The organism is Thermoanaerobacterium sp. PSU-2, assembly GCF_002102475.1.
Lineage (GTDB): Bacteria > Bacillota > Thermoanaerobacteria > Thermoanaerobacterales > Thermoanaerobacteraceae > Thermoanaerobacterium.
Genome location: NZ_MSQD01000022.1, coordinates 1 through 20,125 on the forward strand (window position 1 = coordinate 1; position 20,125 = coordinate 20,125).

At 37.2% G+C, this 20,125-nt stretch carries 39 protein-coding genes; all 39 read right to left on the reverse strand.

Annotated features, from left to right (window positions below; genetic code table 11):
• Positions 1–259: 259 nt before the first annotated feature.
• Entirely contained in the window at positions 260–652 is a 393-nt protein-coding gene (gene rpsI / locus BVF91_RS12335; RefSeq protein ID WP_013787180.1) for a 30S ribosomal protein S9, read from the reverse strand.
• 14 nt (positions 653–666) lie between these two features.
• Complete coding sequence (gene rplM / locus BVF91_RS12340; RefSeq protein WP_085113691.1) at positions 667–1,095, reverse strand: 50S ribosomal protein L13; 429 nt, start codon at positions 1,093–1,095, stop codon at positions 667–669.
• A gap of 101 nt (positions 1,096–1,196) precedes the next feature.
• Complete coding sequence (gene truA, locus BVF91_RS12345) at positions 1,197–1,931, reverse strand: tRNA pseudouridine(38-40) synthase TruA (RefSeq protein WP_085113692.1); 735 nt, start codon at positions 1,929–1,931, stop codon at positions 1,197–1,199.
• 7 nt (positions 1,932–1,938) lie between these two features.
• A complete protein-coding gene (locus tag BVF91_RS12350; RefSeq protein ID WP_085113693.1) occupies positions 1,939–2,745 on the reverse strand; it encodes an energy-coupling factor transporter transmembrane component T family protein in 807 nt (268 codons plus the stop codon).
• On the reverse strand, positions 2,738–3,595 hold the full coding sequence (locus BVF91_RS12355; RefSeq protein WP_085113694.1) for an energy-coupling factor transporter ATPase: 858 nt from the start codon (positions 3,593–3,595) through the stop codon (positions 2,738–2,740). Before BVF91_RS12355 ends, BVF91_RS12350 begins: the two co-directional genes overlap by 8 nt.
• A complete protein-coding gene (locus BVF91_RS12360; RefSeq protein ID WP_085113695.1) occupies positions 3,580–4,425 on the reverse strand; it encodes an energy-coupling factor transporter ATPase in 846 nt (281 codons plus the stop codon). Before BVF91_RS12360 ends, BVF91_RS12355 begins: the two co-directional genes overlap by 16 nt.
• A gap of 85 nt (positions 4,426–4,510) precedes the next feature.
• A complete protein-coding gene (gene rplQ, locus BVF91_RS12365; protein WP_013787174.1) occupies positions 4,511–4,849 on the reverse strand; it encodes a 50S ribosomal protein L17 in 339 nt (112 codons plus the stop codon).
• Positions 4,850–4,861: 12 nt separating this feature from the next.
• Positions 4,862–5,812 (reverse strand): DNA-directed RNA polymerase subunit alpha, encoded by a 951-nt coding sequence (locus BVF91_RS12370; protein ID WP_013787173.1) that lies wholly within the window; start codon positions 5,810–5,812, stop codon positions 4,862–4,864.
• Between the two features lie 41 nt (positions 5,813–5,853).
• On the reverse strand, positions 5,854–6,474 hold the full coding sequence (rpsD, locus tag BVF91_RS12375) for a 30S ribosomal protein S4 (RefSeq protein ID WP_085113696.1): 621 nt from the start codon (positions 6,472–6,474) through the stop codon (positions 5,854–5,856).
• Positions 6,475–6,486: 12 nt separating this feature from the next.
• Entirely contained in the window at positions 6,487–6,879 is a 393-nt protein-coding gene (gene rpsK / locus BVF91_RS12380) for a 30S ribosomal protein S11 (RefSeq protein WP_013787171.1), read from the reverse strand.
• Between the two features lie 14 nt (positions 6,880–6,893).
• Positions 6,894–7,262: a 30S ribosomal protein S13 gene (gene rpsM, locus BVF91_RS12385; RefSeq protein ID WP_013297002.1), complete on the reverse strand. Its 369-nt coding sequence runs from the start codon at positions 7,260–7,262 to the stop codon at positions 6,894–6,896.
• Between the two features lie 11 nt (positions 7,263–7,273).
• The gene (gene rpmJ, locus BVF91_RS12390; protein ID WP_013787170.1) at positions 7,274–7,387 is read right to left on the reverse strand and encodes a 50S ribosomal protein L36; all 114 of its coding nucleotides are present in this window, start codon (positions 7,385–7,387) and stop codon (positions 7,274–7,276) included.
• A gap of 15 nt (positions 7,388–7,402) precedes the next feature.
• On the reverse strand, positions 7,403–7,621 hold the full coding sequence (gene infA / locus BVF91_RS12395; RefSeq protein ID WP_013297001.1) for a translation initiation factor IF-1: 219 nt from the start codon (positions 7,619–7,621) through the stop codon (positions 7,403–7,405).
• 16 nt (positions 7,622–7,637) lie between these two features.
• On the reverse strand, positions 7,638–7,910 hold the full coding sequence (locus tag BVF91_RS12400; protein WP_085113697.1) for a KOW domain-containing RNA-binding protein: 273 nt from the start codon (positions 7,908–7,910) through the stop codon (positions 7,638–7,640).
• 12 nt (positions 7,911–7,922) lie between these two features.
• Positions 7,923–8,669, reverse strand: a complete 747-nt coding sequence (gene map / locus BVF91_RS12405) for a type I methionyl aminopeptidase (RefSeq protein WP_085113698.1) — start codon at positions 8,667–8,669, stop codon at positions 7,923–7,925.
• A complete protein-coding gene (locus BVF91_RS12410) occupies positions 8,669–9,319 on the reverse strand; it encodes an adenylate kinase (protein WP_085113699.1) in 651 nt (216 codons plus the stop codon). The genes map and BVF91_RS12410 overlap by 1 nt, the downstream gene beginning before the upstream one ends.
• A gap of 15 nt (positions 9,320–9,334) precedes the next feature.
• Complete coding sequence (gene secY / locus BVF91_RS12415; RefSeq protein WP_013787166.1) at positions 9,335–10,591, reverse strand: preprotein translocase subunit SecY; 1,257 nt, start codon at positions 10,589–10,591, stop codon at positions 9,335–9,337.
• Complete coding sequence (rplO, locus tag BVF91_RS12420; RefSeq protein ID WP_013787165.1) at positions 10,592–11,032, reverse strand: 50S ribosomal protein L15; 441 nt, start codon at positions 11,030–11,032, stop codon at positions 10,592–10,594. It abuts the gene before it with no gap.
• 12 nt (positions 11,033–11,044) lie between these two features.
• Entirely contained in the window at positions 11,045–11,230 is a 186-nt protein-coding gene (gene rpmD / locus BVF91_RS12425) for a 50S ribosomal protein L30 (protein WP_013787164.1), read from the reverse strand.
• A gap of 10 nt (positions 11,231–11,240) precedes the next feature.
• On the reverse strand, positions 11,241–11,744 hold the full coding sequence (rpsE, locus tag BVF91_RS12430; protein WP_013787163.1) for a 30S ribosomal protein S5: 504 nt from the start codon (positions 11,742–11,744) through the stop codon (positions 11,241–11,243).
• Between the two features lie 14 nt (positions 11,745–11,758).
• On the reverse strand, positions 11,759–12,124 hold the full coding sequence (gene rplR, locus BVF91_RS12435; protein WP_085113700.1) for a 50S ribosomal protein L18: 366 nt from the start codon (positions 12,122–12,124) through the stop codon (positions 11,759–11,761).
• Between the two features lie 11 nt (positions 12,125–12,135).
• Positions 12,136–12,675, reverse strand: a complete 540-nt coding sequence (gene rplF, locus BVF91_RS12440; RefSeq protein ID WP_013787161.1) for a 50S ribosomal protein L6 — start codon at positions 12,673–12,675, stop codon at positions 12,136–12,138.
• A 22-nt stretch (positions 12,676–12,697) separates the two neighbouring features.
• Positions 12,698–13,096, reverse strand: coding sequence for a 30S ribosomal protein S8 (gene rpsH, locus BVF91_RS12445; protein WP_085113701.1), 399 nt, complete (start codon positions 13,094–13,096; stop codon positions 12,698–12,700).
• Positions 13,097–13,106: 10 nt separating this feature from the next.
• Positions 13,107–13,292 (reverse strand): type Z 30S ribosomal protein S14, encoded by a 186-nt coding sequence (locus tag BVF91_RS12450; protein WP_013296990.1) that lies wholly within the window; start codon positions 13,290–13,292, stop codon positions 13,107–13,109.
• Between the two features lie 13 nt (positions 13,293–13,305).
• Complete coding sequence (gene rplE / locus BVF91_RS12455; RefSeq protein WP_013787159.1) at positions 13,306–13,845, reverse strand: 50S ribosomal protein L5; 540 nt, start codon at positions 13,843–13,845, stop codon at positions 13,306–13,308.
• Positions 13,846–13,862: 17 nt separating this feature from the next.
• A complete protein-coding gene (gene rplX, locus BVF91_RS12460) occupies positions 13,863–14,186 on the reverse strand; it encodes a 50S ribosomal protein L24 (RefSeq protein ID WP_013787158.1) in 324 nt (107 codons plus the stop codon).
• A gap of 13 nt (positions 14,187–14,199) precedes the next feature.
• Positions 14,200–14,568, reverse strand: coding sequence for a 50S ribosomal protein L14 (rplN, locus tag BVF91_RS12465; protein WP_013296987.1), 369 nt, complete (start codon positions 14,566–14,568; stop codon positions 14,200–14,202).
• 19 nt (positions 14,569–14,587) lie between these two features.
• Positions 14,588–14,842, reverse strand: coding sequence for a 30S ribosomal protein S17 (gene rpsQ / locus BVF91_RS12470; protein WP_013787157.1), 255 nt, complete (start codon positions 14,840–14,842; stop codon positions 14,588–14,590).
• A gap of 15 nt (positions 14,843–14,857) precedes the next feature.
• Positions 14,858–15,061, reverse strand: coding sequence for a 50S ribosomal protein L29 (gene rpmC, locus BVF91_RS12475; protein WP_013296985.1), 204 nt, complete (start codon positions 15,059–15,061; stop codon positions 14,858–14,860).
• The gene (gene rplP, locus BVF91_RS12480) at positions 15,051–15,485 is read right to left on the reverse strand and encodes a 50S ribosomal protein L16 (RefSeq protein WP_013787156.1); all 435 of its coding nucleotides are present in this window, start codon (positions 15,483–15,485) and stop codon (positions 15,051–15,053) included. Before rplP ends, rpmC begins: the two co-directional genes overlap by 11 nt.
• Positions 15,486–15,487: 2 nt before the next feature.
• Positions 15,488–16,153, reverse strand: coding sequence for a 30S ribosomal protein S3 (gene rpsC / locus BVF91_RS12485; RefSeq protein WP_013787155.1), 666 nt, complete (start codon positions 16,151–16,153; stop codon positions 15,488–15,490).
• Between the two features lie 12 nt (positions 16,154–16,165).
• Entirely contained in the window at positions 16,166–16,498 is a 333-nt protein-coding gene (rplV, locus tag BVF91_RS12490) for a 50S ribosomal protein L22 (protein WP_085113702.1), read from the reverse strand.
• Between the two features lie 17 nt (positions 16,499–16,515).
• Positions 16,516–16,797: a 30S ribosomal protein S19 gene (gene rpsS / locus BVF91_RS12495; RefSeq protein WP_013787153.1), complete on the reverse strand. Its 282-nt coding sequence runs from the start codon at positions 16,795–16,797 to the stop codon at positions 16,516–16,518.
• Positions 16,798–16,818: 21 nt separating this feature from the next.
• Positions 16,819–17,649 carry a 50S ribosomal protein L2 gene (gene rplB, locus BVF91_RS12500; RefSeq protein ID WP_085113703.1) on the reverse strand — a complete coding sequence of 277 codons (831 nt, stop codon included), beginning with the start codon at positions 17,647–17,649 and terminating at the stop codon, positions 16,819–16,821.
• Positions 17,650–17,674: 25 nt separating this feature from the next.
• On the reverse strand, positions 17,675–17,968 hold the full coding sequence (gene rplW / locus BVF91_RS12505) for a 50S ribosomal protein L23 (RefSeq protein ID WP_013787151.1): 294 nt from the start codon (positions 17,966–17,968) through the stop codon (positions 17,675–17,677).
• A complete protein-coding gene (gene rplD, locus BVF91_RS12510; protein ID WP_013787150.1) occupies positions 17,968–18,588 on the reverse strand; it encodes a 50S ribosomal protein L4 in 621 nt (206 codons plus the stop codon). Before rplD ends, rplW begins: the two co-directional genes overlap by 1 nt.
• A gap of 17 nt (positions 18,589–18,605) precedes the next feature.
• On the reverse strand, positions 18,606–19,235 hold the full coding sequence (rplC, locus tag BVF91_RS12515) for a 50S ribosomal protein L3 (protein ID WP_085113704.1): 630 nt from the start codon (positions 19,233–19,235) through the stop codon (positions 18,606–18,608).
• 51 nt (positions 19,236–19,286) lie between these two features.
• Positions 19,287–19,595 carry a 30S ribosomal protein S10 gene (gene rpsJ, locus BVF91_RS12520; protein WP_013296976.1) on the reverse strand — a complete coding sequence of 103 codons (309 nt, stop codon included), beginning with the start codon at positions 19,593–19,595 and terminating at the stop codon, positions 19,287–19,289.
• 175 nt (positions 19,596–19,770) lie between these two features.
• Positions 19,771–20,125: EF-Tu C-terminal domain-related protein (locus BVF91_RS12525; RefSeq protein WP_502688664.1), on the reverse strand; the 355-nt coding region annotated here is incomplete at its 5' end.

The following is a 20,125-nucleotide window of genomic DNA, read 5'->3' on the forward strand; positions in this document are numbered from 1 at the left end:
TTCCCCTCGCCGCTTATCGCGACATCGTCTATCTTACCACATTATCTTCTCTCTGTCAACTGCTTTTTTCTTTTCTTTTGCACTCGCAGTGACAGGTATTAATATATCATATTAATTAGCTTATATCAAATATTTTTTACCTTCAAAATACGCGTTTTTCGGTTATTATATGAATATATTTTAAGATTTCATTAATTTGCTTCTTTTTTCTTCATTATTTTAATTTTAAATAACAAAAAAAGCGCATATAGCGCTCTTTTTATCTCTTTGAAAATTGTGGTGCTTTTCTTGCTTTCTTGAGACCGTATTTCTTTCTCTCTTTCATCCTTGGATCTCTTGTCACAAATCCAGCCTTCTTAAGAATCGGTCTTAATTCATTGTCAGCCTTCATTAATGCTCTTGTAATACCTAATCTAATTGCACCAGCTTGGCCTGATAATCCACCGCCTTCAACTTTAGCAATTACATCAAATTTATCGATATTTTCAGTTAAAATAAGTGGTTGTCTGACCGTGTATTTTAAAGTGTCCAATCCGAAATAGTCGTCAAGAGATCTACCATTTATTATTATGTTGCCTTTCCCTGGGACTAATCTAACACGTGCAACAGATGTTTTTCTCCTACCTGTACCAAAAAATTGGATAGCAGCCATTACCTATTCCCTCCTTATATGTCAAGTTTCTCTGGTTTCTGTGCTGCATGCTTATGTTCAGGACCAGTATAAACTTTTAATTTTTTTATCATTTGTCTTCCTAATTTGTTTTTAGGAAGCATTCCTTTTACAGCTCTCATGATAGCTTTTTCAGGTTTTGTCCTCATTAAAGTCTTGTACTGTATTAATTTAAGTCCACCAGGATGCCCTGTGTAATATTTAAAGTACTTTTGCTCTAATTTTTTGCCCGTCAATACGACTTTGTCTGCATTGACAATTATCACAAAATCACCTGTATCAACGCTGGGTGAATATATCGGTTTATTTTTACCAGACAAAATCTTTGCAACTTGGCTAGCTAATCTGCCTAACACTTTTCCTTCGGCATCTATGACATACCATTTTCTTTCCACTTCATTCTTTTTTGGCATGAATGACTTCACTATATTTTACCTCCTTAAGAAACTTATACTTAAGTAACATATCTTCAATAAACGGGGCATAATTTTACATAATATAATTTTAATCCACAGCACCACCCATGTCAATAGTATATTTTAGTTAAAAACAATCCTTGTGGTGGTGCAGTTTTCCCCGCCATGCATCGATCTTTTGATTCTAAAATTTCTTTGACGTGAATAGGGTTAATCTTCCCTAGCCCCACATCAACAATCGTTCCTACGATTATTCTGACCATATTGTATAAAAATCCATCCGCTTCAATCTCAAACTCTACATTAAAATCATTTTTTCTAAGTGAAATATCTCTTACTGTTCTTATAGAATCTTTTACACTGCTTCCACTGGCTTTAAAGGCTGAAAAATCGTGTGTCCCTTTTAAATACGTCAATGATTCAACCATTTTATCTAAATCCAATTCATTGCTTATGTGCCAGCTATAATTTCTATATATAGGTGAATTAAATTTTCTGTTGTATATGATGTATTTATACCTTTTACCTTTGGCAGAATATCTGGAATGAAAATCCATATCTGCCTCATAAGCATTTTTAATAACTATGTCTTTTGGAAGCACACTATTTAATGCATTAGGCATTTTTGATAAAGGTATATTACAGTTAGATATGAAATTGGCAACTTGATTTAGGGCATGAACTCCAGCATCTGTCCTGCTGGAACCAATCAAGTTTACATCCTCTGATGTTATTTTTTTTATCGCCTTCGTTATGACTTCTTGAACTGTAACAGCGTTTTTCTGGATCTGCCACCCATGATAATTTGTTCCATCGTATTCTATAACCAAAACTATGTTTCTCATTTAACTATCACCATGGCCAAAATCTATTCCATATTATTATTCCCACGAGAATCACTGTCAACAAAATTGCTACGTAATCTCTATTGCTTACTTTTAATTGTTTTAACTTTGTCCTATTGAATCCACCTCTATAGCACCTTGCTTCCATTGCCACTGCGAGTTCATCAGCTCTCCTAAAAGCGCTTATAAATAAAGGCACCAATAGCGGAATCAAATTTTTAGCTCTTTTGACTAAATTGCCACTTTCAAAGTCGGCACCTCTGGCCATCTGAGCTTTCATTATTTTATCTGTTTCTTCAAGCAGTGTCGGTATGAATCTCAGTGCTATTGTCATCATCATTGCTAATTCGTGGGCAGGTAATCCAATAGATTTAAATGGCGTTAAGAGGTTTTCTATTCCATCTGTAAGGGCAATCGGGGATGTCGTCAATGTCAAGAGCGATGTGCCAACTATCAAAAATATAAGCCTTAACCCCATAAATAAAGCTAATCTTACTCCATTTGAAGTTATCTTAAGCGGACCTATTGACGCAAGGTATGTTCCACCGGGAGTAAAAAATACATTCAATCCAACAGTCAATATTAAAATCACGAGAATTGGCTTTAACCCTTTAAAGATATAACTTAATGGTATTTTTGAAACAAATACGCTTAATAGCAAAAATAACAGAATAAAAATATAGCCAGAAAACTTTGTGATTATAAATAGCAAAATAATGAATACTACGGATAATATTATTTTTACTCTGGGATCTAAACGGTGTATAAATGTATTGCCAGGTATATATTGACCAATAGTTATATTTTTAAGCATTATCAACACCCCTAAGGTACTCCAATATATATTTCTTGGCTTCATCAACTGTCAAAATGTCATCAGGAAGATCTATTCCATTTTTCCTTAATTCTCTTACAAGATACGTAATTTGCGGCACACCAAGTCCTATCTTCTCAAGTTCTTCTACATGTTTAAAAACTTCTTTAGGAGTACCTATCAACGAAACTGTACCATCGTGCATAACAATGATTTTGTTCACCAATTTTGCTATGTCTTCCATACTGTGTGAGACAAGTATCGTAGTCATTTTGTACATTTGGTGAATCTGCTTTATTTGATACAGAATTTCGTCGCGACCTCTTGGGTCAAGCCCTGCAGTTGGCTCATCTAATATCAAAATTTTTGGCATCATAGACAATACTCCCGCAATTGCTACTCGTCTTCTTTCTCCACCTGATAATTCAAATGGAGACATGTCTTTTATTTTTATATCAAGCCCTACTATCTTCATAGCATCATATACTCTTTTTTCTATTTCATCGTCTGAAAGACCTAAATTTGATGGCCCAAAGGCAATGTCCTTGTATATTGTTTCTTCAAAAAGTTGATGCTCAGGGTATTGAAATACAATACCTACTTCTTTTCTAATGTCTTTTAAATCTTTTTTCGTTGTTATGTCAATGCCATTCACAATGATCCTGCCTGAAGTTGGTTTTAAAAGGCCATTCAAATGCTGAATGAGGGTAGATTTACCAGAGCCTGTATGTCCTATTATTCCAACAAATTCGTTATCATCGACTGTAAAGCTCACATCTTTTAGTGCAACAGATTCAAACGGCGTGCCTTCATTGTATACGAAAGAAATATTTTCTACTTGTATTGACATATAAACCTCACCATCTCATCTACAGTTAATATTTCTGTAGGAATATCTATCCCCTCTTGCTTTAACTTATAAGCTAACTCTGTAACTTGGGGGACATCGAGACCCAGATCTTTAAGAATTTTTACTTCTTTAAATACATCTTTAGGTGTTCCATTCAATGCAATTTTACCATTATCCATCACAATTACTCTGTCGGCAAGTACAGCTTCTTCCATATAGTGTGTAATCAATATGATGGTGATTCCATTTTCTCTATTAAGCTTCTGTATCGTATTTATGACTTCTTTTCTGCCCTTTGGATCCAACATAGCCGTAGGCTCATCTAATATTATACATTGTGGTTTCATTGCTATAACTCCTGCAATGGCTATCCTCTGTTTTTGGCCTCCCGAAAGCATGTGTGGAGCAAATTCTCTGTATTTATACATATCAACTGCGTTTAATGCAAAATCCACTCTTTCTCGAATTTCTTTTGGATCTATTCCAAGGTTCTCAGGCCCAAAGGCCACATCTTCTTCAACAATCGTTGCTACTAACTGATTGTCTGGATTTTGAAATACCATGCCAGCTGTCTGCCTTATATCCCATAAATGAGATGTGTCTTTTGTATTCATTCCATTGACGTATACATCGCCTTCTGTTGGAATCAAAAGCGCATTGAAATGTTTTGCTAGAGTTGATTTTCCTGACCCATTATGACCGATAATCGCAATAAACTTTCCTTCATCAATGTCTATATTCAAGCCATTCAATACTATCTTTTTGCTGTTTTCGTCACTACCGGCATCATAAACAAATGTAAGGTCTTTCACCGCAATTATTTTTTTCAAACGACCACCTTCTTTAAAGACCAAAACTAATTGGCAAACTATTAAAATAGGAGTTAAGTTTTGTCTAACTTAACCCCTTTTGAGCCTAAATAAGTTCTAAGATAACCAGCGGAGCCGCATCGCCTCTACGAGGACCAAGTTTCAATATTCTTGTGTACCCGCCATTTCTTTCTGAATATTTTGGAGCAATCTCATCAAATAATTTTTTTACCACTGTCTCATCAGTTAAATAAGCCAAAGCTTGTCTTCTTGAGTGCAAATCGCCCCTTTTTCCAAGAGTAATCATCTTTTCAGCTATGCTTCTTACTTCTTTGGCTCTAGCTTCTGTAGTTTGGATTCTTCCATAGTTTAAAAAGCTGGTTGTAAGGTTTCTCAACATAGCTCTTCTTTGGTCATGTGGTCGACCTAATTTTCTGTAACCCATTATCTGCCCTCCTTACTCTTCACTCTTTTGCAATGATAGTCCTAAAGCTTTCAGCTTTTGTTCGACTTCAACTAATGATTTCTTGCCGAGATTTCTAACTTTCATCATTTCTTCTTCAGTCTTTTGAACTAAATCTTGGACAGTATTAATTCCTGCTCTTTTAAGGCAGTTGTATGACCGTACAGAAAGATCAAGTTCTTCGATCGTCATATCAAGCGGTTTATCCGTCTTTTTCTCTGACTTCTCAACCAAAACTTCCATATCGTTATAATTGTCTGCAAATGAAGTAAACAAGTTAAAATGATCGATCAGTATTTTTGCAGCTAAGCTTATAGCTTCTTTAGGACTTATTGTTCCATTTGTCCATACTTCCATTGTAAGCTTGTCATAATCTGTAACCTGACCAACACGCGTATTTTCTACGCTATAGCTTACTTTTTTAACTGGAGTAAATATGGAGTCAACCGGAATGATGCCTATCGGCTGATTCGGTTCTTTATTCTTATCTGATGGAACATATCCTTTGCCTTTGACTAACTCAATCTCCATGTTCAACTTGCCATTATCGCTAAGCGTAGCAATATGAAGATCTGGATTCATTATTTCAACATCGCCGTCAGATATTATATCTCCCGCCGTGACTTCTCCTTTGCCTTCTGCTTCAATTCTAACTATCTTTGGTTCGTCTGTATATAATTTCACTGCCAACTCTTTTAAATTAAGTATTATCTCAGTAACGTCCTCCTTTACGCCTGGTACTGTAGAAAATTCATGCAGTACCCCATCTATTTTTATCGTCTTTGCTGCGGCACCTGGAAGTGACGATAAAAGCATACGGCGCAAAGAGTTGCCAAGTGTTATTCCATAACCACGTTCAAGTGGTTCAATGACAAACTTAGCATACGTGTCATCATTGGATTGCTCCACTATCTCAATTTTTGGCTTTTCTATTTCAATCACCATTTAAACCCTCCTTTTTTTAATCTTACGAGGGTAACCGATTATTACCTTGAATACAATTCAACAATCAAGTGCTCTTCAATTGGCAAATCTATATGCTCTCTTGTTGGCAGAGATAAAACTTTACCCTCTAATGAATCCTTATTGAAATCTAACCAATCAGGTATATTAGTAGAAGCCTCTACATTATTCTTAATGACATCTAATGATTTGCTGCTGTCTTTTACAGATACTACATCTCCAGCTTTTACTAAATATGAAGGTATATCGACCTTCTTGCCATTAACAAGAATGTGACCATGTGATACAAATTGCCTTGCTTGTGCCCTTGAAGATGCTATTGACAATCTGTAAACTACATTATCAAGTCTTCTCTCAAGAAGCTGCAACAAATTATCACCTGTAATACCCTTCATTCTCTCTGCTTCTTCAAAATACCTTTCGAATTGTCTCTCCAGAACTCCATAATACCTTCTTAATTTTTGTTTTTCCCTCAACTGTGTACCATAGTTTGTAAGCTTCTTCTTGTTTTGTCCATGTTGCCCAGGAGCATACGGCCTTCTCGCAAAAGGACATTTTTCAGTATAGCATTTATCGCCTTTCAAAAATAATTTCATGCCTTCCCTACGGCACAATTTACATGTAGATTCTGTGTATCTTGCCATTATTGCACCTCCTTACACTCTTCTTCTCTTAGGTGGTCTGCACCCATTATGTGGAATAGGTGTGACATCCTTTATAAGACTTACTTCTAAACCAGCAGCCTGTAAAGCTCTTATTGCTGCCTCTCTACCTGCACCTGGTCCTTTGACAAATACATCCACAGTCTTGAGTCCATGTTCCATTGCAGCTTTTGCTGCTGTTTCTGCTGCCATTTGTGCAGCATACGGTGTAGATTTTCTTGAACCTTTAAAACCTAATGTTCCTGCACTCGACCAAGCCAAAGCATTGCCAGCCATATCTGTCAACGTAACTATTGTATTATTAAATGTTGAATGAATGTGTGCTGCCCCACGTTCAACATTTTTGCGTTCACGACGTTTTGCTGTTCTTTTAACTTTTTTTGCCATAATTTCCCTCCTTATTATTTCTTCTTCTTAGCGACAGTCTTTTTAGGACCTTTTCTGGTACGAGCATTTGTCCTTGTCCTTTGGCCGCGCACTGGCAAACCCTTTCTATGCCTTATCCCTCTATAGCATCCTATATCAATAAGTCTCTTTATATTTAAAGAAACTTCTCTTCTTAAATCACCTTCGACTTTATACTCTTTGTCAATTATATCTCTTAATCTTGACACTTCATCTTCTGTAAGATCTTTTACTCTTGTATCTGGATTAACGCCAGCTTTAGCCAATATCTCGTTTGAACGAGAACGTCCTATGCCGTAAATATAAGTCAATCCTATCTCAACGCGTTTTTCTCTAGGTAAATCAATGCCAGCAATTCTTGCCATCTTTACACCTCCTAACCTTGTTTTTGCTTGTGTTTAGGATTCTCACAAATTATCATTACTTTGCCTTTTCTTTTTATAACCTTACATTTTTCACAAATCGGTTTTACCGATGGTCTTACCTTCATTATTATACCTCCTTATCACTTACCGCGCCATACAATTCTTCCTCTTGTCAAATCATATGGGGATAATTCAAGCGTAACTCTGTCACCTGGTAGAATCCTGATAAAATTCATCCTAAGTTTGCCAGAGATATGCGCCAAAATTCTATGTCCATTATCAAGTTCCACCTGAAACATTGCATTTGGTAAAGCTTCTATTACTTTACCTTCTACTTCGATAACATCATCCTTTGCCAAGGATATCATACCCTCCTTATTCTTCACACTTAAACTGTTTTAAAGCTTCAATTATCTCAGCATTTGTAACAGTCTGCCCAGCCAATATTTTCTCCCTTATTTTTTCGTCCACTTCATTGTACTTCTGAAGATGAATTAATTTCTTTTTCTTAGGCTTTTCAATTTTTCTCAACTCGCCATCAGAAATTAGCACATGTTTTTCGTCGGCAACTCCAACAATTATAAAAACTCTATCCTTATCTCTCCCAGCTTTTGATTTGACTATTCGGCCTATTGAGGTATCATCCATTAAATTCACCTCTTACACTAATGTCAAGATTTCGGGTTCGCCTTTTGTTATGACTATCGTGTTTTCATAGTGTGCAGAAGCACTTCCATCAACTGTTACAACTGTCCAATTATTTTCTTTTATCTTTACATTATACTTACCTTCGTTGACCATAGGTTCGATTGCCAGGGTCATCCCGTACCTCAACTTTGGCCCCCTTCCAGGAGGACCATAGTTGGGTATCTGAGGATCTTCATGCATTTTCTTGCCTATTCCATGTCCCACATATTCCCTAACAACCGAAAACCCATTTTTCTCAACGTATGATTGTATAGCATTTGATATATCAGATAACCTGTGCTGTTCAGTTGCCATCTTTATGCCTTCAAAGAAACTTTGCTTTGTGACATCTATCAACTTTTGAAGATTATCACTGATTTTCCCGACAGCAAAAGTCCTCGCTGCATCACCATTAAATCCACGGTAAATTGCACCAGTATCTATACTTATAATATCGCCTTCCTTAAGCTTTCTTAAACCTGGTATTCCGTGAACAACTTCGTCATTAATTGATGCGCATATTGTCGCAGGAAATCCATAAAGACCTTTAAAAGCCGGCTGGCAATCCTTGCTTAGAATGTAGTCTTCAGCCATTTCATCCAATTCTTTCGTCGTTATCCCCGGCTTAATATACTTTTCCAGCAAATTCAGAACTTCTCCTGTGACCTTACCAGCATATCGCATCAAAGCAATTTCACTATCTGATTTAATGTATATCATTAAACTTCGTCTCCTATTAATGCCTGTATTTCCTCATAAACTTCATTAACAGGTTTATTTCCATTGATATTCCTTATTAAGTTTAATTTGCCGTAGTATTCAACAAGTGGTTTTGTTTCATCTTCATACACTTCTAATCGCTTTAAAACAGAATCGATGTTATCGTCCGTCCTTTGTATCAGTTTTTCACCGCAGTTATCACAAATCCCCTCAACTTTAGGCGGTTTTGTAAAAATGTGATATGTGGCACCACAAGATGGACAAACTCTCCTGCCACTTAGCCTTTTTACCAATTCATCTCTATCAACAACAATATTCAGCACATGATCAATTTTTAGGTTCTTTTCGCCTAAGTATCTATTAAGAGCTTCTGCTTGAGAGACATTTCTTGGATATCCATCAAGTAGAAAGCCATCCTTGCAGTCGTCTTTTGATAATCTATCTTCGACTATCCTGTTTGTCACATCATCTGGCACCAATAGTCCCTTATCAATGTACTGTTTCGCTAATTTGCCAAGTTCTGTGTTGTTCTTAATGTTGTACCTAAAGATATCGCCAGTTGAAATATGAGGTATTTTATAATCCCTAGTTATACTTTCCGCCTGTGTTCCTTTTCCAGCTCCAGGTGGTCCTAATAATATGATTCTCATATATTCTCCCCCTGACTATCTTAAGAATCCCTGGTAGTTACGCATTATGAGCTGTCCTTCTATCTGCTTCATTGTTTCTAACGCCACACCAACAGCAATCAGCAATGCCGTACCGCCAAAGTACAACTGTAAACCAGTCGCGTTCATCATTATTACAGGAAGCACTGCAACTAATGCTAAGAATATTGATCCCACAAATGTTACTCTGTTCATTACTCTTGTAATAAAATCCGTTGTCGGTTTTCCAGGTCTAATTCCCGGAATAAAACCACCATATTTTTTCATGTTGTCAGAAATCTCAATAGGATTAAATATTATCGCAGTGTAGAAGTAGGTAAAGAAAATTATAAGGAGAACATTTAAAATATTATATATCCAACCATTCGTTCCAAGCCATTTTTCTGTAAAAGCGTAAAATGCTGATTTCGGGAAAAACGTAGCTATCTGCTGGGGAAATTGCAGAAGTGATAGCGCAAATATTAGAGGAATTACACCAGCCATGTTTATTCTTATCGGTATGTGTGTTGATTGTCCTCCGTATACTTTACGACCTACTACTCTCTTTGCATATTGGACAGGTATTCTCCTTTGCCCTTCAGACATCAAAATGATTGAAACAACCATCACAAGTATAACGATCAAAAAGGCTATTGCACCAAATATATTTGCAGTTCCCGCACCAACGTATTGCACAGTAGTGTATACCATATTTGGTATTCTGGCCAAAATACCAGCGAAGATTATTAGTGAGCTGCCATTACCAACACCATTTTCTGTTATTCTCTCACCAAGCCACATCAAGAATGATGTACCTGCTGTCAATGTCAATACGATAATCGTCAAGTTTAAGAAATTAGGTTGAATAACCGCACTTCTAAGTCCTATAGTCATACCTATAGCCTGAATTAATGCCAATACAACTGTCATATAACGAGTGTATTGAGCAATCTTCTTTCTGCCTTCTTCGCCTTCCTTCGCCATTTGCTCCAATGAAGGTATCGCTATAGTCAATAGCTGCATAATGATTGACGCATTGATGTAAGGAATAATACTCATGGCGAATATTGTAAAATCACGAAATGCACCGCCTGAAATTATATCAAAAAACCCGAAAAGCGTTCCTTGTCCAAGTATGTTTTTGATTTGATTTGGATCAATACCAGGAACTGGTATATGTGATCCAAGTCTAAAAACCAAAAGCATTAAAACCGTGTATATTATCTTCTTTCTAATGTCTGCAACTTTCCAAGCATTGACAAGGCTGTTTAGCATTTATATCACCTCTGCCTTTCCCCCTATTGATTCTATCTTATCTATAGCAGATTTGCTGAACTTGTGTGCTTTTACAGTTAATTTTTTACTGAGATCGCCCGAACCCAAAATCTTGACACCATCTTTGACTTTTTTGATAATTCCTCTCTCGATTAAGAGTTCTGGAGTTACAACAGTTCCATCTTCAAAATTGTCAAGCAGGCTTAAGTTGACAATAGCGTATTCCTTTTTAAATATGTTAGTAAACCCTCTTTTAGGTAAACGCCTTGTCAAAGGCATCTGTCCACCTTCAAAGCCTGGTCTAATATTTCCACCACTTCTTGCCTTTTGGCCTTTATGTCCACGACCCGATGTTTTTCCTAAACCTGAACCTATGCCTCTACCAACTCTTTTTCTTTCCTTTCTTGAACCTTCTGCAGGTTTTAAATCATGAAGTCTCAACGTCTACACCTCCTATTCATTTACTTCTTCAACTTTCACCAGATGTCTAACCTTGTTTATCATTCCTCTTACTTGTGGTATATCATCTAAAACAGAGCTACTGCCTATTTTCCCTAATTTCAAAGCTCTAACTGTATCTATTTGTGACTTCTGACGTCCTATTGTACTTCTAACTAATGTCACTTTTAATTTTGCCATTTCAATCCTCCTATCCAAGCAATTGCTCAACAGGAATTCCGCGCAATTTAGCAACTTCTTCAGCAGTTTTTAATGATTTCAAACCTTCAATTGTAGCATATACCATGTTTGTAGAGTTGGCTGAGCCCAAAGATTTTGTCAAAATATCTTTAATGCCTGCTGACTCAAGAACTGCACGCACAGGTCCACCGGCTATAACTCCTGTACCTTCCTTTGCTGGCTTTAACAAAACCTTTCCTGCTCCAAAAACTCCGACAGCATCATGTGGAATTGTTGTGCCTACTATAGGAACTTTGATCAGGTGTTTCTTTGCATCCTCTACAGCTTTTCTGATTGCTTCAGGAATTTCTGCAGATTTTCCAGTTCCTACTCCTACATACCCTTTATCAGGATCTCCAACAACTACCGTTGCGCTAAATCTAAAATTTCTTCCACCTTTGACGACTTTAGCAACACGATTTAAACTTACAACTCTCTCTTTTAAGTCAAGATTCGATATATCAATACGAGCCATGATTTCCCTCCTTATTAAAAATTCAAACCGCCTTCTCTTGCAGCGTCTGCTAACTCTCTAACAACACCATGATACACATATCCGCCGCGATCAAAAACAACATCTTTTATTCCTTTTTCAAGCGCCTTTTTAGCAATCAGCTTTCCTACTAATTTTGCTGACTCTTTATTAGCACCCTTTGCAACGCTCTTAAGCTCGGGGTCTAATGTGGATGCATGGGCCAATGTAACTCCATTTACATCATCAATTAATTGTGCATATATATGGCTTAAACTTTTGTACACGCTAAGTCTAGGTCTTTCACTCGTTCCCGATATTTTCTTTCTGACTCTAAGATGACGTCTTTTACGTGTCATTTGCCTATCAATTTTTGATATCATTTTATCACCCCTTACTTCTTACCTGTTTTGCCTTCTTTAAGCCTTACATATTCGCCAACATACCTTATGCCTTTTCCTTTGTATGCATCTGGCTGTCTTACCTTTCTTATGTTTGCAGCCACTTCACCAACTCTTTGTTTATCAATGCCTTTTACCGTTATCTTATTTGTTCCATCAACAACGAACTCTATGCCTGGCTCTTCTTCAATTTCCACAGGATGTGAGTATCCAACAGTTAAGACTATCTTTTTCCCTTGCTTTGCAACACGATAACCTACTCCGACGATCTCGAGGCTTTTCTCATAACCTGTGCTAACGCCTTTTACCATGTTCTGAATCAATGCTCTTGTCGTACCATGCATAGCTCTTGCTTCTTTGTCATCGCTGCTTCTCGTTACTATTACTTTATTATCTTCGACAGCTATATTAACCAAATTCGGAAAATCTCTTTCAAGAGTACCTTTCGGTCCTTTCACCACAACGTGATTGTTGTTTACTGTAACTGTTACATCTTTCGGTATTTCAACTGGTTGTTTTCCTATTCTAGACACGCTTTACACCTCCTATTTAGAATTACCAGATATAGCAGAGAACTTCTCCTCCGACACCCTCTTTTTTAGCTTCTTTATCTGTCATTATGCCTTTTGATGTTGATATTATAGCCATACCAAGACCACCTAAGACTCTTGGAATTTCATTGCTTTTTGCATAAACTCTTAAACCCGGTTTGCTTATCCTTTTAAGCCCTGATATTACTCTTTCTTTATTTGGTCCGTATTTAAGTGTAATCTTTAATATACCTTGTTTACCATCATCTATTTCCTCAACTGCTTTAATGAACCCTTCGCGAAGCATTATCATTGCTATCGCTCTTTTTGTGTTTGATGCTGGTATTTCAACTGTTTCATGTCTGACTGTGTTTGCATTCCTTATACGTGTAAGCATATCTGCGATTGGATCTGTCATTTCAATACCTCCCCTCTTACCAGCTTGCCTTTTTTACGCCTGGAATAATGCCTTGATGAGCATATTCTCTAAAGCAAACACGGCATATTCCATATTTTCTTATATATGCATGTGGACGTCCACAAATTTTACACCTGTTGTAAGCTCTTGTACTAAATTTAGGGGTCTTTTTTTGCTTCAATATCAATGCCTTTCTGGCCATTTATATACCTCCTTTACTTAGCAAACGGCATTCCCATAAGCTCCAAGAGTGTTCTCGCTTCTTCATCATTCTTTGCTGTTGTCACAAAAATTATATCCATTCCTCTAACCTTATCAATCTTGTCATAATCTATCTCAGGGAATATAAGCTGCTCTTTTATTCCGAATGAGTAATTTCCTCTACCATCAAAAGATTTTGTAGGAAGTCCTCTGAAATCTCTAACTCTTGGCAGTGCTACATTAAACAGCTTATCTGCAAATTCATACATTCTTTCGCCTCTTAAAGTGACTTTAACACCTATTGGCATGCCTGCACGAATTTTAAAATTAGCTATTGACTTTTTCGCTCTTGTAACCACAGGCTTCTGTCCTGTTATTACAGCCAAATCATTTGAAGCTGCTTCAATCGCTTTAGGATTTTCTCTTGCTTCACCAAGTCCTATATTTAAAACTATCTTCTCCAATTTCGGCACTTGCATTATATTTTTGTAAGAATACTTCTCCATAAGAGCAGGTACTACTTCATTTACATATTTATCTCTAAGCCTTGCCATGATAAACCTCCTTTCACTTACAATGTCTCTCCACACTTTTTGCAGTATCTTATCTTCTCACCATCGGCAAGAATTTTAACACCATATCTGACTCCTTTGCCGCAATTATTGCAGTATAACATAACTTTAGATGCAAAGATAGGTGCTTCTTGATGTATTATTCCACCTTGATCCTGTGGACTTCTTGCTCTTTTATGCTTTGTTACTACATTTACACCTTCAACTAAAACCTTGCCTTCTTTTGGCAATGCTTTAAGAACTTTGCCTTTTTTCCCTTTATCTTTCCCAGATATTACTGTGACTATATCACCTGTTTTGACGTGAAGTTTTTTTCTCTCCAATTGTTACACCTCCTTATAGAACTTCCGGTGCAAGTGAAATTATCTTCATAAAGTCTTTTTCCCTTAATTCTCTGGCAACTGGTCCAAATATACGAGTTCCTCTTGGCTGCAAATCGTCTTTTATTATAACAGCAGCGTTGTCATCAAATCTTATATACGTACCATCTTTTCTGGCAATGCCTTTCTTTGTTCTAACTATGACAGCTTTTACTACATCGCCTTTTTTTACAACACCTCCGGGTGTTGCACTTTTGACAGAAGCAACTATTATATCACCTATATTAGAGAATTTTCTCGTTGAACCACCCATCAAATGTATACACATAATCTCTTTAGCACCAGTATTATCTGCAACTTTTAATATTGTTTGAGGCTGTATCATCTCAAATACCTCCTTTCAGTCATTCTGCCTTTTTAATTATCTCAACAAGCCTCCATCTTTTTTCTTTGCTTAAAGGCCTAGTTTCCATTATCTTAACTATATCTCCAATATTGCATTGATTGTTTTCATCGTGTGCCTTAAACTTCTTCGTACGTCTTACTATCTTGTTGTACAGTGGATGTCTTATTCTATCTTCTACAGCAACAACTATCGTCTTCTGCATTTTGTTGCTGACGACTTTTCCTATTCTAACTTTTCTCATGCCTCTTTCCAATTTAAATCCTCCTTTCTATGCATTCAACTTGCCAAGTTCTCTTTCTCTTAAGATCGTCTTTATTCTTGCTATAGACTTTCTGACATCTCTAACTCTCATAGGATTGTCTAATTGTCCAGTGGCAAGTTGAAACCTAAGGTTAAAAAGTTCTCCCTTTAAATCGGAAAGCTTCTGCAATAATTCTTCGTCTGTCAATTCTCTAATCTCTTTAGCCTTCATTCTCTTCACCACCCAATTCTTCACGTTTTACGAACTTCGTTTTTATAGGCAGTTTGTGCTTAGCTAATCTTAAAGCTTCCCTTGCAACATCTTCATTTACACCAGCTATCTCAAAAAGCACTCTTCCCGGCTTCACTACAGCTACCCAGTATTCAGGTGATCCCTTGCCAGAACCCATACGTGTCTCTGCAGGTTTTTCTGTAACAGGTTTATCTGGGAAAATCTTTATCCAGACTTTTCCGCCTCTCTTTATATACCTTGTCATAGCAACCCTGGCAGCCTCTATTTGAACTGCTGTTATCCAGCCACCCTCAAGTGCTTGCAAACCGTAATCTCCATAGGTTACTGTATTTCCTCTTGTAGCGTTGCCTTTTATCCTGCCTCTTTGCTGTTTCCTGTATTTTACTCTCTTAGGCATCAACATGGTTATTTGCCTCCTTCCGCTGTTACCTGTTTCTTCGGCTGTGGCAATATCTCTCCTTTGTTAATCCAAACTTTAACGCCGATCTTGCCATATGTTGTATTTGCTTCCGCAAATCCATAATCAATGTTAGCTCTTAATGTCTGTAGTGGCACAACCCCTTCATGGTATCTTTCAGTACGAGCAATTTCAGCTCCAGCCAATCTTCCTGAACACGCAATCTTTATACCCTTAGCACCTTGTTTCATTGCTCTCGCTATAGATTGCTTCATTGCACGTCTGAATGAAATTCTTCTTTCTAATTGTGAAGCTATGTTTTCAGCCACTAGCTGTGCATCCAACTCTGGATTTTTTACCTCAACGATGTTTATGACGACTTTTTTATTCGTCATTTTTTCGATTTCTTGTCTCAATTCTTCTATACCTGCTCCGCCTTTTCCTATTACCATGCCAGGCTTTGCAGTATAAACATCAATCTTTATCCTATTAGCTGCTCTTTCTATTTCGATTTTCGGCACACCCGATGCATAAATTTTATTCTTTATATAGTCTCTTATCTTTATATCTTCAATCAAAAGATCGCTAAAATCTTTATCCTTTGCAAACCATTTTGCATACCAATCTTGTGAAACACCAACTCTTAAGCCACGAGGATTAATCTTTTGACCCATTTTATCCCTCCTTTATTTTTCATCAACTACTACTGTTATATGGCTCGTTCTTCTTCTCATCAGATTTGATCTACCCATCGCCCTTGGCATCATTCTCTTCATTATAGGACCTTGATCAGCAACAGCTTTAGCAACATAAAGGTTGTCTCTATCAAGTCCCAAGTTGTTTTCAGCGTTTGCAATAGCTGATTTTAAAACTTTTTCCACTATGCCTGCCGCCTTATTCGGAGTGAACTTTAATATCGCTAACGCTTCATTGACATCTTTACCGCGTATTAAATTCATAACAAGGCCTGCTTTTTGAGGTGAAATTCTTACATATTTTGCGACTGCTTTCGCTTCCACACTATTACCTCCTTTGCCTATTGTACTTTTGAAGACTTTTCAGTATCTGCATGGCCGTGGAACGTACGTGTTGGAGCAAATTCCCCTAACTTGTGACCGACCATATCCTCTGTTATATAGATAGGTACATGCTTTCTACCATCGTGTACTGCTATAGTATGACCAACCATCTGTGGGAATATAGTGGAACTCCTTGACCATGTCTTCAAAACCTTTTTTTCATTCTTCTTATTCATTTCTTCTATCTTTTTCAAGAGTTTTTCATCAACATAAGGGCCTTTTTTTAAGGATCTACTCAAAATCACAGCCTCCCTTCCCAACTAAGCTTTGCGACTTTTTACTATCATTTTATTAGTAGACTTGTTTTTCTTACGTGTCTTATATCCAAGAGCAGGTTTGCCCCATGGAGTCATTGGTCCCGGATGTCCTATAGGTGCCTTACCTTCACCACCGCCATGTGGATGATCAACAGGATTCATTACTGAACCTCTAACTGTAGGCCTTATACCTAACCATCTTGACCTACCAGCTTTACCAATCGTTACATTCTCATGATCTAAATTAGATACTTGTCCGATTGTAGCTCTACAATTGGATCTGATGCGCCTTACTTCTGAAGACGGCATTCTTACCTGCACATAATCTCCTTCTTTTGCTATCAATTGAGCCATAGCACCAGCTGCTCTGACCAACTGTCCACCTTTACCAGCTACTAACTCAATATTGTGAATAAACGTACCAACCGGAATACGGCTTAGTGGAAGCGCATTACCTACTTTAATATCAACATTTTCACCAGATTCTACTATGTCACCAACTTTTAAGCCATATGGTGCTATAATATATCTTTTTTCACCATCAAGATAGTGGATAAGAGCAATAAATGCTGATCTGTTTGGATCGTACTCTATAGAAGCTACTTTTCCTGGTACACCATCTTTATCTCTTTTAAAATCAATGATCCTGTATTTTCTTTTGTGACCGCCGCCACGATGGCGCACAGTTATCCTGCCGTATACATTGCGTCCACCTGTTTTGTTGAGACTGACTGTCAACGACTTTTCTGGTTTGTCTTTTGTAATTTCTTCAAATGTCAATACAGTCATTTGTCTCCTACCAGGTGATGTAGGATTGTATTTTTTTATACCCATTGTTTTCCCTCCTTAAATAGATCTCTTACGCTTGCAATCCTTCAAAGAATTCAATTCCTTTGCTGTTTGGTTTTAGCTTCACGATAGCCTTTTTGTAGCTATTAGTCCTGCCGACATTTCTACCTACTCTTTTTAACTTACCCATATAATTCATTGTATAGACTTTTTCAACATCGACGCCAAATAATTCTTCAACAGCTTGCTTTATCTGAATCTTATTCGCGTTTTTATCGACGATGAAGGTGTATTTTCTTTCATTCATTAGATTCATGCTTTTTTCGGTAATAACCGGTTTTAAGATTATATCTCTTGCATCCATCAAGCATACACCTCCTCAACTTTATTAACCGCATCCTTCGTAATTATAAATCTGTCGTATTTTAATACGTCGTATGTGTTCAAGCTATTTGCGAAAACAGCTTTTACATTTGGTATGTTCCTGGATGACAAAATAACATTTTCCTTGCCATCAGGAATGACAATAAGCGCATTCTTTACATCAAACTTTTTAAGCATCTCGGCAATTTTTTTAGTTTTTGGCTCATCTATATTAATATCATCAATGACTATTATCTCATTGTCTCTTACTTTTGAAGATAAAGCTGATTTTAATGCAAGCCTCTTAACCTTCTTTGGAATGTTGTAACTGTAATCTCTCGGTTTCGGCCCAAAAACAACACCACCTTTTACCCATTGTGGTGCTCTTATACTTCCTTGGCGAGCTCTACCAGTGCCTTTTTGTCTCCAAGGCTTAATACCGCCACCTCTAACTTCGCCACGTCTTTTTGTTGAATGAGTACCCTGTCTTTGGTTTGCCAAATAGTTTAAAACTGCTTCATGCATGACAGGTACATTTACTTCAACGCCAAATACATTGTCGCTCAATTCAATTTCACCAATTTGTTCTGCATTTATATTATAAACCGCTACCTTCGGCATCTATTTTCCTCCTTTCGTTATTTGCTCTTAACAGTGTCTCTTATCATAAGGAGCGAACCCTTGACTCCTGGCACTGAACCTTTAATAAGCAGCAAATTCTTTTCAGGATCTACTTTTACTACTTCTAAGTTTTGAATTGTAACTCTTTCATTTCCCATATGACCTGGCAGTTTTTTGCCTTTAAATGTCCTTGAAGGATCTGAACTAGCTCCCATCGAACCTGGTCTTCTATGGTATTTAGAACCATGGGCCATAGGTCCTCTGTTGGCATTGTACCTTTTTACTACACCTGCAAATCCTTTACCCTTTGATGTTCCAATCACATCGACTCTGTCGCCAACAGAAAAGATGTCAGCTTTTATTTCACTGCCAACTTCATAAGATGATATATCATCTAGCCTAAACTCTCTTAAATATTTTTTAAACGGCACATTTGCTTTTGCAAAATGTCCCTTTAAAGGCTTTATCAATCTTTTTTCTTTTACATCACCGAAACCAACTTGTATAGCATCATATCCATCATTTTCTTTAGTCTTCTTTTGAACGACTACACATGGACCTGCCTCTACAACTGTAACTGGTATCATTTCGTTTCCTACAAATATCTGTGTCATTCCATGTTTTTTGCCTAGTATTGCCTTTTTCATCTTCTACCCTCCTGAAATCATCGGACGCTTTCGCGTCATAATTTCCTAATTTTATAATTTTATCTCTATATCGACACCCGCTGGTAAATCCAATCTCATTAATGCATCTACAGTCTTAGGTGTTGGGCTTAATATATCAATAAGCCTCTTGTGTGTCCTTGTCTCAAACTGTTCCCTCGAATCTTTGTATTTATGTGGCGCTCTTAGTATCGTGATTACATCTCTTTCCGTCGGAAGTGGTATAGGTCCTGACACTTCTGCGCCTGTCCTCTTTGCCGTCTCAACAATCTTTTCAGCAGATTGATCTAACACCATATGATCAAAAGCTTTTAATCTTATGCGAATTTTCTGTTTGGGCATAATTATTCCCTCCTTCTATATAAGCAATCATTAATTCCATATACACTCATCCACGCGTTTTCAACTCTGTAAAAATCCGTCCAACTTTATTAGTTTACCTTAAAGAGCGCATTATTTCAAGTCTTGACAAAACAATAGTTATGTGCTAATAGCTTATGCTATTAGCACATTTTTCTTAAGCAAGAATCTTGGAAACAACACCGGCTCCTACTGTGTGTCCGCCTTCTCTTATAGCAAATTTTAGTCCTTCTTCCATCGCTATCGGTGTTATTAATTCTATTGTCATCGTTACGTGGTCTCCGGGCATTACCATCTCTACGCCCTCTGGTAATTCTATTACTCCTGTTACGTCTGTTGTCCTGAAGTAGAACTGTGGTCTGTATCCATTGAAGAATGGTGTGTGTCTTCCGCCTTCTTCTTTTGTTAACACGTATACTTGTCCTTCAAATTTCGTGTGCGGTTTTACTGACCCTGGTTTCGCTAAGACTTGTCCTCTTTCTACTTCGTCTCTTGTTACTCCTCTTAACAAT

Excerpts from the sequence above, each read along its gene's own strand:
- rpsI (WP_013787180.1), bottom strand. The coding sequence starts at position 652 with ATGGCTGCTATCCAATTTTTTGGTACAGGTAGGAGAAAAACATCTGTT.
- truA (WP_085113692.1), bottom strand. The coding sequence starts at position 1,931 with ATGAGAAACATAGTTTTGGTTATAGAATACGATGGAACAAATTATCAT.
- BVF91_RS12350 (WP_085113693.1), bottom strand. The coding sequence starts at position 2,745 with ATGCTTAAAAATATAACTATTGGTCAATATATACCTGGCAATACATTT.
- BVF91_RS12355 (WP_085113694.1), bottom strand. The coding sequence starts at position 3,595 with ATGTCAATACAAGTAGAAAATATTTCTTTCGTATACAATGAAGGCACG.
- rplQ (WP_013787174.1), bottom strand. The coding sequence starts at position 4,849 with ATGGGTTACAGAAAATTAGGTCGACCACATGACCAAAGAAGAGCTATG.
- BVF91_RS12370 (WP_013787173.1), bottom strand. The coding sequence starts at position 5,812 with ATGGTGATTGAAATAGAAAAGCCAAAAATTGAGATAGTGGAGCAATCC.
- rpsD (WP_085113696.1), bottom strand. The coding sequence starts at position 6,474 with ATGGCAAGATACACAGAATCTACATGTAAATTGTGCCGTAGGGAAGGC.
- rpsK (WP_013787171.1), bottom strand. The coding sequence starts at position 6,879 with ATGGCAAAAAAAGTTAAAAGAACAGCAAAACGTCGTGAACGCAAAAAT.
- rpsM (WP_013297002.1), bottom strand. The coding sequence starts at position 7,262 with ATGGCAAGAATTGCTGGCATTGATTTACCTAGAGAAAAACGCGTTGAG.
- rpmJ (WP_013787170.1), bottom strand. The coding sequence starts at position 7,387 with ATGAAGGTAAGACCATCGGTAAAACCGATTTGTGAAAAATGTAAGGTT.
- BVF91_RS12400 (WP_085113697.1), bottom strand. The coding sequence starts at position 7,910 with ATGGATGATACCTCAATAGGCCGAATAGTCAAATCAAAAGCTGGGAGA.
- map (WP_085113698.1), bottom strand. The coding sequence starts at position 8,669 with ATGATATACATTAAATCAGATAGTGAAATTGCTTTGATGCGATATGCT.
- BVF91_RS12410 (WP_085113699.1), bottom strand. The coding sequence starts at position 9,319 with ATGAGAATCATATTATTAGGACCACCTGGAGCTGGAAAAGGAACACAG.
- secY (WP_013787166.1), bottom strand. The coding sequence starts at position 10,591 with ATGCTAAACAGCCTTGTCAATGCTTGGAAAGTTGCAGACATTAGAAAG.
- rpmD (WP_013787164.1), bottom strand. The coding sequence starts at position 11,230 with ATGGCAAAATTAAAAGTGACATTAGTTAGAAGTACAATAGGACGTCAG.
- rpsE (WP_013787163.1), bottom strand. The coding sequence starts at position 11,744 with ATGGCTCGTATTGATATATCGAATCTTGACTTAAAAGAGAGAGTTGTA.
- rplR (WP_085113700.1), bottom strand. The coding sequence starts at position 12,124 with ATGATATCAAAAATTGATAGGCAAATGACACGTAAAAGACGTCATCTT.
- BVF91_RS12450 (WP_013296990.1), bottom strand. The coding sequence starts at position 13,292 with ATGGCCAGAAAGGCATTGATATTGAAGCAAAAAAAGACCCCTAAATTT.
- rplE (WP_013787159.1), bottom strand. The coding sequence starts at position 13,845 with ATGGCAAGGCTTAGAGATAAATATGTAAATGAAGTAGTACCTGCTCTT.
- rplN (WP_013296987.1), bottom strand. The coding sequence starts at position 14,568 with ATGATACAGCCTCAAACAATATTAAAAGTTGCAGATAATACTGGTGCT.
- rpmC (WP_013296985.1), bottom strand. The coding sequence starts at position 15,061 with ATGAAGGCTAAAGAGATTAGAGAATTGACAGACGAAGAATTATTGCAG.
- rplP (WP_013787156.1), bottom strand. The coding sequence starts at position 15,485 with ATGTTGATGCCTAAGAGAGTAAAATACAGGAAACAGCAAAGAGGCAGG.
- rpsC (WP_013787155.1), bottom strand. The coding sequence starts at position 16,153 with ATGGGTCAAAAGATTAATCCTCGTGGCTTAAGAGTTGGTGTTTCACAA.
- rplB (WP_085113703.1), bottom strand. The coding sequence starts at position 17,649 with ATGGGTATAAAAAAATACAATCCTACATCACCTGGTAGGAGACAAATG.
- rplW (WP_013787151.1), bottom strand. The coding sequence starts at position 17,968 with ATGGATGCAAGAGATATAATCTTAAAACCGGTTATTACCGAAAAAAGC.
- rplD (WP_013787150.1), bottom strand. The coding sequence starts at position 18,588 with ATGCCGAAGGTAGCGGTTTATAATATAAATGCAGAACAAATTGGTGAA.
- rplC (WP_085113704.1), bottom strand. The coding sequence starts at position 19,235 with ATGAAAAAGGCAATACTAGGCAAAAAACATGGAATGACACAGATATTT.
- rpsJ (WP_013296976.1), bottom strand. The coding sequence starts at position 19,595 with ATGCCCAAACAGAAAATTCGCATAAGATTAAAAGCTTTTGATCATATG.